Origin of the sequence: Micromonospora sp. WMMD723, from assembly GCF_049863385.1 — a bacterium.
GTDB lineage: Bacteria > Actinomycetota > Actinomycetes > Mycobacteriales > Micromonosporaceae > Micromonospora > Micromonospora wenchangensis.
This window is the reverse complement of record NZ_JBMKNR010000001.1, coordinates 5,324,906-5,337,875: the sequence shown is the minus strand read 5'-3', so window position 1 is coordinate 5,337,875 and position 12,970 is coordinate 5,324,906. Positions and strand designations below refer to the sequence as shown.

At 76.1% G+C, this 12,970-nt stretch carries 14 protein-coding genes; 4 read left to right on the top strand and 10 right to left on the bottom strand.

Annotated features, from left to right (window positions below):
* Positions 1-3 precede the first annotated feature (3 nt).
* Genes ACN261_RS23150 through ACN261_RS23140 form a run of 3 tightly spaced genes read left to right on the top strand, consistent with a single transcriptional unit; the run spans position 4 to position 4,413 of the window.
* A complete protein-coding gene (locus ACN261_RS23150) occupies positions 4-1,080 on the top strand; it encodes a hypothetical protein (RefSeq protein WP_421481760.1) in 1,077 nt (358 codons plus the stop codon).
* Positions 1,073-3,757 carry an FtsK/SpoIIIE domain-containing protein gene (locus tag ACN261_RS23145; RefSeq protein ID WP_425852096.1) on the top strand — a complete coding sequence of 895 codons (2,685 nt, stop codon included), beginning with the start codon at positions 1,073-1,075 and terminating at the stop codon, positions 3,755-3,757. Before ACN261_RS23150 ends, ACN261_RS23145 begins: the two co-directional genes overlap by 8 nt.
* Positions 3,754-4,413: a hypothetical protein gene (locus tag ACN261_RS23140; RefSeq protein WP_421481758.1), complete on the top strand. Its 660-nt coding sequence runs from the start codon at positions 3,754-3,756 to the stop codon at positions 4,411-4,413. Before ACN261_RS23145 ends, ACN261_RS23140 begins: the two co-directional genes overlap by 4 nt.
* A 179-nt stretch (positions 4,414-4,592) precedes the next feature.
* Here ACN261_RS23140 and ACN261_RS23135 read toward each other — a convergent pair whose 3' ends face one another.
* The 9 genes from ACN261_RS23135 to ACN261_RS23095 all read right to left on the bottom strand — a co-directional run bounded on the left by ACN261_RS23135 (position 4,593) and on the right by ACN261_RS23095 (position 11,551).
* A complete protein-coding gene (locus ACN261_RS23135; RefSeq protein ID WP_421481757.1) occupies positions 4,593-5,864 on the bottom strand; it encodes a cupin domain-containing protein in 1,272 nt (423 codons plus the stop codon).
* Positions 5,865-5,873: 9 nt separating this feature from the next.
* Complete coding sequence (locus ACN261_RS23130) at positions 5,874-6,179, bottom strand: hypothetical protein (RefSeq protein ID WP_145920322.1); 306 nt, start codon at positions 6,177-6,179, stop codon at positions 5,874-5,876.
* Positions 6,180-6,345: 166 nt separating this feature from the next.
* Entirely contained in the window at positions 6,346-6,774 is a 429-nt protein-coding gene (locus ACN261_RS23125) for a DUF2267 domain-containing protein (RefSeq protein WP_421481756.1), read from the bottom strand.
* A gap of 567 nt (positions 6,775-7,341) precedes the next feature.
* Positions 7,342-7,740, bottom strand: a complete 399-nt coding sequence (locus tag ACN261_RS23120) for a TraR/DksA family transcriptional regulator (protein ID WP_421481755.1) — start codon at positions 7,738-7,740, stop codon at positions 7,342-7,344.
* 194 nt (positions 7,741-7,934) lie between these two features.
* The gene (locus ACN261_RS23115) at positions 7,935-8,603 is read right to left on the bottom strand and encodes a uridine kinase (RefSeq protein WP_425852093.1); all 669 of its coding nucleotides are present in this window, start codon (positions 8,601-8,603) and stop codon (positions 7,935-7,937) included.
* Positions 8,604-9,024: 421 nt separating this feature from the next.
* Positions 9,025-9,633, bottom strand: a complete 609-nt coding sequence (locus ACN261_RS23110; RefSeq protein ID WP_421481753.1) for a winged helix-turn-helix domain-containing protein — start codon at positions 9,631-9,633, stop codon at positions 9,025-9,027.
* Positions 9,634-9,917: 284 nt separating this feature from the next.
* Positions 9,918-10,508 carry a winged helix-turn-helix domain-containing protein gene (locus ACN261_RS23105; protein ID WP_421481752.1) on the bottom strand — a complete coding sequence of 197 codons (591 nt, stop codon included), beginning with the start codon at positions 10,506-10,508 and terminating at the stop codon, positions 9,918-9,920.
* A 51-nt stretch (positions 10,509-10,559) separates the two neighbouring features.
* Complete coding sequence (locus ACN261_RS23100) at positions 10,560-11,045, bottom strand: rhodanese-like domain-containing protein (RefSeq protein WP_421481751.1); 486 nt, start codon at positions 11,043-11,045, stop codon at positions 10,560-10,562.
* Positions 11,046-11,098: 53 nt separating this feature from the next.
* A complete protein-coding gene (locus ACN261_RS23095; RefSeq protein ID WP_421481750.1) occupies positions 11,099-11,551 on the bottom strand; it encodes a cysteine dioxygenase in 453 nt (150 codons plus the stop codon).
* A gap of 143 nt (positions 11,552-11,694) precedes the next feature.
* Here ACN261_RS23095 and ACN261_RS23090 point away from each other — a divergent pair, with 143 nt between their 5' ends.
* Positions 11,695-12,093: an ankyrin repeat domain-containing protein gene (locus tag ACN261_RS23090; protein WP_421481749.1), complete on the top strand. Its 399-nt coding sequence runs from the start codon at positions 11,695-11,697 to the stop codon at positions 12,091-12,093.
* A gap of 73 nt (positions 12,094-12,166) precedes the next feature.
* Here the strand turns inward: ACN261_RS23090 and ACN261_RS23085 are convergent, their stop codons facing one another.
* Positions 12,167-12,937 (bottom strand): class I SAM-dependent methyltransferase, encoded by a 771-nt coding sequence (locus ACN261_RS23085; protein WP_421481748.1) that lies wholly within the window; start codon positions 12,935-12,937, stop codon positions 12,167-12,169.
* Positions 12,938-12,970 lie beyond the last annotated feature (33 nt).

Genomic DNA, 12,970 nt, shown 5'->3' with positions numbered 1-12,970 from the left:
GCCGTGTCGATCGTCGAGGACGTCGGAGCCCAGGTACGGGCCGCCGCCGAGGAGTTCCCCCTGGCCCAGCTCGCCCTGGCCCTGGAGAAGTTCGGCCAGGCCACCGAGCGGTTGCGCTGGGTACGCCAGGAGTCGGCCAACCCGATGGGGGTGCCGGAACTCGCCGCCGCCACCGAGCACGCCGAGTCGGCCGGGCACGCCCTGCGGGTCGCCCAGGAGCAGCTCTCCGGCTACCTCGCCGCGATCGGGCTGGCCCCCGACGGCCCGCCCCCGGCCCGCGCCGACGGTCCCGCGCCACGCCACGACGGGCCCCGGGGCGACACCACCGCGCCGCCGGCCGCCCCGGCACCGGCCGCCGACGAGGACCCCACCGTCAAGCGGTGGTGGGCGGTCCGGGTCGCCGAGCTGACCGGCGGCCGGGAGGGCCCGCCCGAGCAGCAGCCGGACGAGCGGGTCACCGACTCCCGGGAACTGCTGCACCGGGTCGTCGCCGGCATCCGCTCCGGCGACCGGGACCGGCTGCACCGGGAGCTGCGTGCCGCGCACGCCGACGTCGGCCTCGGGCTGGCCGCGATCGCCCCGCCGCTGCTGCGCGACCTCGCCGGGGAACTGCTCGGGCATCCGCCCCGCGCCGACGACCTGCCCCGGCTGCGCCGGGAACTGGACGGCCGGGTCCGCGACCTGCTGCCCGGTCTGCCACCACCGGTGCTGCACACCCTGCTCACCCGGGTCTGCCGGATGCCCCCGCCGCGCCGGGGCGAGGACGGGCAGGAGCAGCCGCACGCCGCCGACCCGGCCGTCACCGCCGGGGTGCTGACCGGCGTGCTGCTGGCCCGGCTCGGCCGCGACCTGCCCCGCGAGGACCGCGACCCGCAGCGGGAGCAGGTGCCGCAGCGGGCACCGGAACCCGACCGGTCGTCGCCCCGACCGCCTGCCGACCGGCACGCCGAGCCCCGTCCGCCGCGCCGGCCCGAGCCGACCCCGCACCGCCGGCCCGAGCCGACGCCCCCGCCGCCGCCCGCCGGGTCGGCCCCGCCCCGCCCGAGGAGCCCGTGGGCGGACGGTGGGCCCCGTGGCTGATCTGCGGGCCCAACTGGCGACGCGGGTACGCGGAATGCTCTCCGAGGCGCTCGGCGTCACCCGTACCCGGGTCGCCACGGCCGAGTCGGAGCTGGCCGCCGCCCGGGACCGGCTCGCCCGGGTCCGGCGGGCCGCCGCCGAGGTGCCGGAGCGGGTGGGCGTCGAACGCGACAGGCGGCTGGCCGAGATCGACAGGCGGCACGCCGCGCGGCTCGCCGAACTCGCCCGCCGGGCCGCCGACGCGGCCCGCCGGGAGGCCCCCGGCGCGGCCAGCGCCCCCTGGTCCCACTGGCAGGTCACCCCGGCCGGACGCGGCGAGAGTCCCGGCCCGCTGCGGGTCGGCACCCTGCGGGTCGCCGACGCCGAACCGGTCCCGGCGCTGGTGCCGCTGCTCGACGCCGGTCACGTGCAGCTGCACGGCGACGACCGGGAGGGTGCCGAGGCGGTGGTCTCGGCGCTGCTGCTGCGCGGCGTCGGCCGGACCGACCCGGGCACGGTCCGGCTCTACGGGTACGACCCCGAACACCTCGGCGGCGGGCTCGCCGGCTTCGCCCCGCTGGGCACCGCCGGGCTGCTGACCTTCGTCGGGCCGGGCGGGTTGGCCCGACTCCTCGACGACCTGGTCGAACAGATCCGCCGGATCAACGAGACGGTGCTGGCCGGCGAGTACGGCTCGCTGCGGGCCCTGGCCGCGGCCACCGGACGGCGGCCCGAGCCGTGGCGGGTCGCGGTGCTGCTGGGCGGCGACGAGCTGTCCCGGCACGAGCGCGGCCAGCTCGACCGGGTGGTCCGCACCGGCGCGGCCTGCGGGGTGCACTTGGTGGTACGCGGCATCGAGCTGCCCGACGACCCCGGCCTGACCCGGGTCCGCACCGGCGCGGACGGGACCCGGATCGGCACCCCGCCCGGTCCCCCGGTACGCCTCGACCCGCCCCCGCCGGCCACCCTGGTCACCGAGACCTGCCGCGAGATCGCCGCCCGGGTCAACGCCGGCCCGCCGCCGACCCCCTTCACCGACCTGCTGCCGCCGCCGGAGCAGATGTGGAAGGAGGACTCGGCGCACGGGCTGACCGCCCCGATCGGGGAGGGACCACACGGCCGGCCGGTGCTGCTGACCCTCGGCGACTATCCCCCGCACGCGCTGATCGGCGGGCCCTCGGGCACCGGCAAGACCAACCTCATCTTCGCCTGGATCGGCGCGTTGGCCGCCCGCTACTCCCCCGCCGAGCTGGAGTTCTATCTGCTCGACTTCAAGGAGGGGGTGTCCTTCGCCCGGTTCGCCCAGGGCCGGCGCGACCCGAGCTGGTTGCCGCACATGCGGCTGGTCGGCATCAACGTCAACACCGACCGGGAGTTCGGCCTGGCGCTGCTGCGGTTCCTCGCCGAGGAGCTGCGCCGCCGGGCCGACGCGGCCAAGAAACACGAGGTCACCAAGCTGTCCGAGCTGCGGGCGGTGGACCCGGCCGGGCACTGGCCCCGGATCGTCGCGGTGGTCGACGAGTTCCAGGCGCTGCTCGCCGGCCGGGACGTGGTGGCCCGGGAGGCCGCCGACCTGCTGGAGGACCTCGCCCGGCGGGGCCGCTCGCAGGGCATCCACCTGGTGCTCGCCTCGCAGGACGTGCGGGGCATCGAGGCGCTGTGGGGCCGGCCCGCGCTGGTCGCCCAGTTCACCCTGCGGATCGCGCTGCCCAAGGCGCTGCGCATCCTGGCCGAACGCAACGACGCCGCGCAGGCGCTGCCCCGCTACCACGCGGTGGTCAACGCCGAGTCGGGCCTGACCGAGGGCAACGAGGTGGCCCGCATCCCGTCGGCCAGCGACTGGGAGACGTGGAGCGAGTTGCAGCACCGGCTGTGGCGGATGCGGCCGGCCGACGCCGCCCCGGCGCGGCTCTTCGACGGTGACGCCATCCCCCGCCTCACCGAGGCCCCCGACTTCCGGGCCCTCACCCCGCCGCCGGGCGACGCCGCACCGCGCGGCCCGGTCGCGGTGCTCGGGGAGATCATCGACGTGCAGGCCCGGTCGGCGGTGCTGCGGCTGCCCCGGGCGCCGGGCCGTAACCTCGCGGTCCTCGGCACCCGGGTCGACGAGGCGTGCGCGGTGCTCGACGCCGCCGCCCGCTCGCTGGCCCGCCAGCACCGCCCCGGCACCGCCCGGTTCTCCATCGCCTGCCTCGACCCGGACGCCGACCCGGCGGCCCGCGCCCTCTACGAGGACCTCGCCGACGACGCCGCCTGGTACGACGAGGAGACCGTCGCCGAGCTGATGGCCGAGACGGCCACCGCGCTGACCCGCCCCGGCACCCCGGGCACCCCGCACTACCTGCTGTTGTTCGCCGTCGACGCGGCGGCCGGGGCGTTGGCGACCGGCTCGCCGGGGTCGACCGGCCTGGACCGGCTGCGCCGCATCCTGCACGACGGGCCGGAACGGCGTACCCACGTGTTGGCCTGGTGGCGCGGGGTGGCCCGGATGCGGGCGGACCTGGGGGGGCCGGCCGCCCGCACCGACCAGATCGGCGCCTGGGTGGCCCTGGACGTGCAGGGTGGCGAGCTGGGCTCGGCGCTCTACCCGGGTTCCGGCGGGCCGGACTGGTACCCGCGTCCGTGGCGGGGGCTCTTCTTCGACCGGGCGGTGCACCGCACCGGACAGGTGATCATCCCTTATGGTCCGTGCCGATGAACGAACCGGTCCCCAGTGACACCTACGCAGCCCACGTGCGCCGGCTCGCCGAGCTGACCGGCCGGGTGGCCGCCCAGCGGGCCGAGGCGCAGGCCTGGCACGACCAGCAGTGCGCCGCCGCCGAGCGGGCCGTCACGCAGGCCACCACCCAGCTCCGCGACGCCGAACAGGAGGTCGTCGACGCCCGGTCGATGCTGGAGCGGGTCGACGCCGAGGTGGGGCACCTCTGGGCCGAGCTACGGTCCCGGCTGGGCACCCGGCGGCCCGGTGACCCGCCGGGGCCGGCCAGGGACGTCGCCGGCGACCCGGTGCCGCTGCTGCGCGGGGTCCGCGAGCTGCTGGACCGGGCCGGCCAGCGCGGTGAGCTGCCGGGGTCGGTGAACCCGCTGCTCGCCCTCTGCGGGGTGGCCGGCGCGGTCGTCGCGTACGCCCTGGGGGCCGCCGCCCGCGCGGTGGGCGAGCGGTACGGCGGCGACCTGGCGGTGGGCATGCCGGTGCTGGCGCTGGTGGTGACGTTGCTCGGCCCGGTGGCCGGGCTGGCTCCGGCGAAACGGTTGGCGGACCGCCGGCACGCCCTGCTCGGCCCCCGACCGCTGGCGATCGTGCTGGCCGCCGGGGTGCTGACCACGGTGTTGCTGCTGGTGTCGGCCCGCTGACCGCCCCGGGCGTGGCCCGGGGCGGTCCGGGGGGGCACCCGCCACGGCGACCGGTGACCTCACGCCGGGACGGCGACAGCGGCTCACGCCGGGACGGCGACAGCGACTCACGCCGGGACGGCAACTGCGGCTCACGCCGGGACGGCAACTGCGGCTCACGCCGGGACGGCAACTGCGGCTCACGCCGGGACGGCGACAGCCTCCCGCAGCAGCCGGCGGGCCAGCACCAGCCGGTCGGCGTCGTCGTCCAGGCCGGGCAGGTCGCCCACCCGCAGCCCGGTGGAGCCGAGCAGAGCGTGCAGGGCCGGTGCGCACTGCTCGGGCAGGGTGACGGTGCGGTCGACCAGCCGCAGTGACACCCGGCCGTCGGCGGCCGGGCTGAGCTGCCAGCGCACCCCCGGGCGGGGGGCGATCCGGCTGTCGGCGGTGAGCGCGGTGAGCGCGGCGGCCTGCGCCAGCGGCCGGATCGGGGCCGGCCGGGCGGCCGGCCAGGCCCGGCTGCGCAGCCGGGCGGCCACGGCGGCCGGGTCGGCCCGCAGCAGCCAGTCGCGCAGCGCCTCCACCGTCTCGGTCAGCTCGGGCTCGATGGCGTCCGGGTCGGCCACGTCGGTGCCGAACGGCAGCCCGGCGCGCAGCCGGGGATCCTCGGCGGCCAGCGCCAGCAGCTCCTCGACCAGGGCGTACCGGGTCAACGCGCGGATGCCGACGGTCAGGTGCAGCGAGCTGGTCTCCTGCGCCTGGGCGCTGTGCAGCCAGCCGCGCGGCAGGTAGAGCGCGTCACCCGGTTCGAGGACCACGTCCAACGCCGCGGGCCCGTCGGCGGTGGCGGACACCTCGTCGGCCCGGCCGCCCCAGGGCTGCTTCTCCAGCGGGTCGATCAGCACCGGCGGGTGGATCCGCCAGTGCTTGCGGCCGTCGACCTGCAGCACGAAGACGTCGTGGGTGTCGTAGTGGGTGGCGAAACCCTGGTTGCCCGGTGGGGTGAGGTAGGCGTTGACCTGCAACGGCTGGGTCAGCGCGGTGCCCAGGTCACGGGCGAAGTCGATCAGGGCGGGCCAGAGCCGGTGCAGCCCCTGCAGCACCAGGGTCGCGCCCCCGGCGTACAGCTCCAGGATCCGTTCGTCGAGGACCTGGTCGCCGATCTCCGCGCCCGCGCCGCCGCCGCCGGTGAACCGGGCCGCCGGCACCAACTGGCCGTCGCGGGCCACCCGCAGGAACGGGGTACGCAGCCCGCGCCGGCTGAGCAGCTCGTCGGCGTCGTCCGGGCTGAGCAGGTCGGTGAAACCGTCGGGGTTGGGCAGCTCGGCGGCCCGCGACAGCAGTGGCGCGCGGCCCCAGTGGGCGGCGGCGAACTTGGCCGGTTCGACGCTGACGCAGCGCTCCAGCGCCCGCGTCGCGGCCGACGGGACCGCCGGGCGGCGGTGGCCGCCCGGCGGGTCGATGGTCGTCATGGGTGTGGGTCAGCGGGCGCTGCCGTCGGCGCCACCGTCGTGCTGACCGGGCGTCGCGCCACCGTCGGCCGGGCCTTCCGCGCTGCCGTCCGCACCACCGTCGTGCTGACCCGGGGTCGCCCCGCCGTCGGCCGGACCCTCCGCGCTGCCGTCCGCACCACCGTCGTGCTGACCCGGGGTCGCCCCGCCGTCGGCCGGACCCTCCGCGCTGCCGTCCGCACCACCGTCGTGCTGACCCGGGGTCGCGCCACCGTCGGCCGGACCCTCCAGGCCGCCGCCGCTGGTGGTCTGCATGTCGTCGTCGTTCAGTGCCATGGGTGCTCCCTCGGGTGTGCCGCCCCGCCGCAGGGCGGGGTCTGTCGTACGCGGGTGGTACCCCCCACACGATCTTCTCTAACCACACCGTAGACGGCCCGTCCGACGCGCGGGACCGATCGCCGGCCCTGGGCCGCACGGGCTCGCCCGTCCAGGGCCGGTCGGTTCAGGGAATCAACCGTTGCAGGTCACGGGGCATGCCGGCCTTCACGTCCTGCCACTCGCCCTGGGTGACGTGCCGGCGCAGGGCGTCCAGCACCACCCGGGTCACCCGCTCGGGGCCGCCCTCGACGTCGTAGGGGAAGCCCTGCCGGACCTCGTAGAGGAAGTCGTCCCGGTTGAGTTTGACCGGCACGTCCTCGGGCCGCCACCCGTCGAAGTAGATGCCCCGGACGAGCACCGGGAGCTGGGCGGAGAACTCCGCGCACTCCTGCACGGTCATCCGGTCGCGCAGCAGGTGCAGCACCGTGCGCAGTGCCGCGTACGACTGGTTGCGTCGTGTCCGGGGCCACCCGTACGCGTCCTCGATGTCCTTGAGGATCAGGTTGGTCTTGTCCACCGAGGACTCGAACGCCGACATCAGCTGCTCGGCCATCGGGTCACCCCCCGTCCTTCGGTTCGCCGCCCCAACGCCGGTCGTCGGCGCGTCGGGGTGGCCCCGACGGGCCCCTACCCTGCCGGGCCGGGCTGCCGAACCGTCCGGGCCGCTCCGGTCGACGGGTGTCGCCACCCGTGCCGACGACGTGCAGCACCGCACCACGTCGGGGATCCGCCACCACCCGTGCCGTCATCTCGGTCACCTCCGTACCCGTGCCCGGTCGTCCCGACCGCTGCCCGCCGGACCGTCGGCCCGACCGGGTCTGCTCCGACCGCGGGTGCGGCCGGCACCGTCGAGGCTGCCCGCCGGTGGGGTGAGTCGTCCTCACCCGACCGGGGTGAAGCGCGGGCCGGGTGATCGGGCGTCGTGCCGGTGCGGCATCGTCCTGCCCCGTCCCGCTGACCGGCTCCAAGGAGCCGGTCAGCGGGACGGGGCAGGGGGAACCGCCACGTTCTCGGCTCCCTGGCGGCCGATCAGCGGGGGGTGGGGCAGGTCACGTCGACCGGTCGACGCCCGGTGGGCGGCGTGGGCCGGTGTCCGGGTGGTGGTGGCGGTGCCGCAGGCTCAGGCGGCCCGCCGCTCCCGGGTCTGCTTGCAGCCGACGCAGGAGGTGGCGGACGGGAAGATCTCCAGCCGCTCCACCGGGATGGGCGCGGTGCAGCCCTCGCAGAAGCCGTAGGTGCCCTCGTCCAGCCGGGACAGGGCGTGTTCGAACTGGGCCCGCCGGTCGAGGATGGTGCGCAGCAGGGACTGGGCGGTGTCCCGCTCGGCGGTCTTGGTGCCGCTGTCGGCCTGGTCGTCGCCGGCGGTGTCACCGACCTCCACCAGCCGCAGCACCTGGCTCTGCGCGACCGCCTGCTCGTACTCCGCGGACAGCTCGTCGTAGCGGGCCCGCAGGGAGGCCCGGATCTGGTCGGCCTCCGCCGTGGTGCGGGCGGTACCGACGGTGTCGTGGACGAGCATCGCTGCCTGCCTTTCCTGGGACCGGTGCGGCCTGAGGGCACACTCCGGGCTCGGTGGGCACGGTGAGATCATCCGTACCGTGTGAGTGCGGCGATTACCCACCGCGCCGTCCCGCCAAACCACCGGTTTCCGCCGTCGTCACGACGGATCGGGCTGTCGCGCCGCCCGGTGCGACCCGCCGGGACGGCAGGGCCTCAGCCGGCCCCGTCGGCCCGCTGCACCCAGGCCGGGTGCCGGGGGTCGTCGACGCGCAGGACCACGTCGGCGAAGGACTGCGGGGCGACCTCGTCGGCGTACCGGGCGAAGGCGGGCAGGGTCCACCGCTGCGCCGGGTCGGTACGCCGGGCCAACGCGGCCGGCGAGAGCACCAGGTGCACGGCGACGTCGAACGGCAGTCCCCCGCCGAGCAGCAGCGCCCCGCTGACCAGCAGCACCGTGCCGGGCGACAGCTCCTGGTAGGCCGCCCGGCTGGCCCGGTCGGTCCGGGCGTCCCAGAGAGAGGGCAGCACCCGCCCGGTGCCGCCGGGGCCGGCCGGGTCGAGCACCTCCCGGCGCAGGCCGGCCTCGTCGATCCAGCCCTCGTAGTAGGCGTCCGGGTTGGTCCGGCCGAACTCGAAGCGGACGGAGGCGGGCCGCAGGAAGTCCCCGGCGTGCAGGTGCAGCGCCGGGCGTCCCCCGGCACGCAGCGGGTCGATCAGCGCGTCGGCGAGCCGGTCCGGGGCGGCGGCGGGGGGACCGTCCACCGCGACCCGGAGGTGGGCCGGCGGTGCGGACCCGTCGGCGGTCGGCCCGGACGCGACCGTGAGGAGCCGTTCGGTCAGCTCGGTGACGAGCCGTTCGGGTGAGATCGGACGGACACGCATCCGACCATCGTGCCCGGTGGGCCGGCGACCGATCCGACCGCCCGCGCACCGGGCGGTGGTGGCGTCCGTCCCCGCCCCCGGACACGCCGGTCGGGTCACCACGGCGGCTCCGGCGTCGACCCGGCAGCGGGACCCGGCGGCACCTGACCGCGGGTCCGGTAGACGGGACTCGGAGCGACGAAATTTTTGCCGACGGCAACCTCGGGGATCGGGTGGTTCAGGCCGTTCGCCGGATTCGGTCGGCGGCGCGACACCATGGAGGCGGCCCGGTGGGCCGCACGCGACGGTGGCCGCCGGGCGGTGGGGCCGCCGGGCGGTGGGGCCGCCGGGCGGTGGGGCCGCCGGGCGGTGGGGCCGCCGGGCGGTGGGGCCGCCGGGCGGTGGGGCCGCCGGGCGGTGGCAGCGGTCCGGCCGGGACCGTTCAGCCGGTGCGGTCGACGGTGACCCGGGCGTCGTCGGCGAGCCGGTAGCCCACCCCGTAGACGGTGGTGACCAGCGGGACGTCGACGCCGACCTTGCCGCGCAGCCGACGCACGTGCACGTCCACCGTGCGCACCCCGGCGTGCTCGTAGCCCCAGACGGCGTTGAGAAGTTGCAGCCGGGTGAACACCCGGCGGGGGTGGGCCACCAGGTGCAGCAGCAGGTCGAACTCCAGCCGGGTCAGCGGCAGCGGCTCGCCGTCGCGCAGCACCGAGCGGGAGGAGGCCAGGATGTGCAGCATCGGGATGGTGGCGGCGAGGGAACGCCCCGCCGAGCGGCCGGCCGGGACCTGCTCGGGTCGCCGTTCGGCGGGAACGCCGGTGGTGGCGATGGTGCACTCGCCGCGTTCCAGCATCTCCCGGGCCGCCTCCAGCAACCGGCGGGCCGGCGGGGTGAGCGACTCCTCGTTGGCCAACGGAATGGAGAGGGTCACGGTGAGCACCGGGGTGGCGGCGTTGGCGGGGCGACGCTGACCACCCGGAGGCCGACCCGGAACCGAGGGCTGGGACGTATGCCATCCGGCGCGCGACGATGCGGGGCTGACCGACATGGTCCTCCTTGGGCTGGTCCGGGTATCTCCCCACGGCCCGGGACGCCGCTGCATCGATGCTTCCCGGCCCCTGGACGAGGGTCAAGGGGCGACCGCGTTGCATGAATGTGACAATTGGCGAACACTTCGCAGCCGATCCCTCGCTCTGCGTACGAGCCAGATGATTACAGCAGAAGCGTCGACGCGCCCGGGTACGGGGGTGCCCGCCGGTCGGATCACGGTCGGCACGCGGCGACGCACCCGGCTCGGGGGGAGCCGGGTGCGTCGGGGAATGGTCGACGGGGTCAGCGGAACCGGTCGACCCGCACCCTCGCCTCGTCGGCGAGCCGGTAGCCCACCCCGTACACGGTGGTCACCAGGGGGGTGTCCGCGCCGAGCTTGGCGCGCAGCCGCCTGATGTGCACGTCCACGGTACGGGCGACGGCGTGTTCGTACCCCCAGACGTTGGCGAGCAGTTGCAGCCGGGTGAAGACCTGGTGCGGGTGTTCGGCCAGGAACAGCAGCAGGTCGAACTCGATGCGGGTGAGCGGGATCTCCCGGTCGCCCTGACGCACCACCCGGGTGCCGGCGAAGATCCGTAGGGTCTCCGGGTGGTCGTCGGTCGGCGCGGGCTCCCCGACCACCGACCTCGGACGCGGGGCCGGCAGCGACGACAGCAGGCGCGGCGCGGACGACTCGCTCAGCCGGACCACCCCCTCCCCCGCCTCGGCCAGTTCGCCGAGCAGGTCGACCAGGCGGGCCAGCCGGGGCGTCAGCGGCCCGGCGGTCAGGTCGAGGGTGATGGTCAGCGAGGGCGTGGAGCGGGGCCGACCCGGAATCACCCGGTCGGGACGGCCCGGCGGGTGCGGACGCGCGGTGAGGGCGACGAGGGACATCAGAGCCTCCTGTGTGGCGGTGCGTCCGCCACGCCCGGTGGGGCGCGACGGTCAGTGCGGCGTCCGGCCGGCGGTCACCGGCGGCGCGAAGGACGGGGTACGGTGCGTCGGGCCCAGGGCCGGCAACCCGGCGATCCGCCAGGCGACGAAGCCGCCCACCACGTCGGTCGCCCGGTGCAGGCCGATGTCCTGCAACGCGGCGGCGGCCAGCGACGAGGTGTAGCCCTCCTGGCAGATCACCAGCACCTGCAGGTCGTAGTCGACCGCCTCGGGCAGCCGGGCCGGGCAGCGCGGATCGAGCCGCCATTCCAGGACGTTGCGCTCGATCACCAGTGCGCCCGGCACGGTGCCGTGGGCGGCCCGCTGGGCGGCCGGCCGGATGTCGACCATGATCGCCCCGCCCCGGCAGGCCAGGTGCGCCTGTTCGGGGTCGAGCCGACGCAGTCGGGTGCGGGCTTCGGCGAGGATCTCGTCGATGCCGCGCGAACCCGGTGGTGGGGCCGGACAGCTCTTGGTGAGGGTGGCGTGTTGCGGCATCGTCGCGGTCCTTCCAGGGGCGAGCCGACAGGTGGGGGAAACGGCGGGCGGCGTCACCAGGAGACGCCGGCGTGGGCGATCTCGGCGACCCGGAGCCGCCCGTCGACGAGGTGGTAGCGGGTCATGTGACGCAGCGCGGGGAGGTAGACGTGCACGCTGACCGCCGGTTGGTCGCCACGGTTGGTCACCACGTGCACGTGCCGGGGGCCGAACCGGCGACCGGAGCCGGCGGTGAGGCGGTGCGGGCGCAACCGCCCACCGGAGACCGTCTGCTCGGTCAGCTCGCCGGCGACGACCAGGAAGGCTCCCGAGGAACCGCCGTGGTCGTGCAGGTCGGTGCCCTGCCCGGGCAGCCAGCTCAACGCCCAGACCTCGTGGTCGTCGGCCGAGGCGAGCCGGGCGTACCACCGCTCGGCGCGGTCGAACCGCAGCGGCACCGCCCAGGTGGTCGGGTCGGCGTACCGGGCGGCGACGGTGAGCAGGTCGGTGGCGTGGATGCTGGTCATGGCTTCTCCCGTGTGATGCGTCCCCCGACACTCTAGACTGTAAAGCCTATAGGTTTAGTAGGTAATACCGAATGTTGGGACGCGCCGGGCGGGCCGGCTCCCGTCACCGGCGGTCACCGGGCCCGGGCCTCTAGGCTGAACCGATGACCGAGGAGTTCGACGCCGAGACGCTGGCCTTCGCCCACCGCATGTTCGACCTGGCCCGCGCGGGCGAGGCCACGGAACTCGGTGGCCACGTCGACGCCGGGCTGCCGGTCAACCTGACCAACGACAAGGGCGACACGCTGCTCATCCTGGCCGCCTACCACGCCCGTCCGGAGACCGTCACGGCCCTGCTGACCCGGGGTGCCGACCACACCCGGGTCAACGACCGGGGGCAGACCGCACTCGCCGCGGCGGTGTTCCGGCGCAACGCCGAGACGGTACGCGCCCTGCTCGACGCCGGAGCCGACCCCGATCACGGGACCCCCTCGGCGGTCGAGACGGCCCGCTTCTTCGACCTGCCGGAGATGCTGACGATGCTCACCACCCGGCGGACCTGATCAACCCGTCGGGGCCGACGGTGCGCCGTGCCCGCGCCGGCAGGCCGCACCATCGCACATCATGATCGGACCTTCAGGCGGGCCCGTCGGTCGGCTTGACGGCCTCGATCAGGAAGCGCCGGGAGTGGGCCACGAAGGCGCCCTCGGCGCGGATGGTGGCGTGCAGCCGTTCGAGCTGCGGCCGGTACCGGTCGACGTCGAAGTCCGGCACGGTCCAGACCACCTTGCGCAGGAACCAGACCACCGCGCCGACGTCGTGGAACACCGCCCGCAGGGTGGCCCGTTCCAGCCGTACCACGTGCAGGCCGGCGGCCCGGGCGGCGGCCACCGCCGGGGCGGTGTGCCGGGTGGCCGGCGGCGGCAACGGGCCCAGCACCGCCTCGCTCAGCTCCCGCATGGTGCCGGCGCCGATCTGCTGGGACAGGAAGCACCCGCCGGGGCGCAGCACCCGGGCGACCTCCGCCCATCCGGTGTCCACCGGGTGCCGGCTGGTCACCAGGTCGAAGGCGGCCTCCCGGAACGGCAGCCGGGACCCGGGAGCGAGCTGCACCACCCGGCCGCCGACCCGCCGCAGCGTACGCCGGGCGAGGGCGACGTTGGGCGGCCACGCCTCGGTGGCGACCAGCAGCGGCGGCGGTTGGGGCAGCTCGGCGAGCACCTCTCCCCCGCCGGTGTCGATGTCCAGCGCGGTCGTGACCGTCGCCATCCGCGCGGCCACCTGTCGGGCGTAGCCCCACGGTGGACGCTCCTCGGTGGCCCGTCCGTCCAGCCAGCCGAAGCCCCAGCCGTCGACGGGCGCGGCAGCGGCCTCGGCGATCAACTCCGCACAGCTCGGCTCGACCATGCGCCCACCCTCGGGCAGCTCCGCACGGTCGGC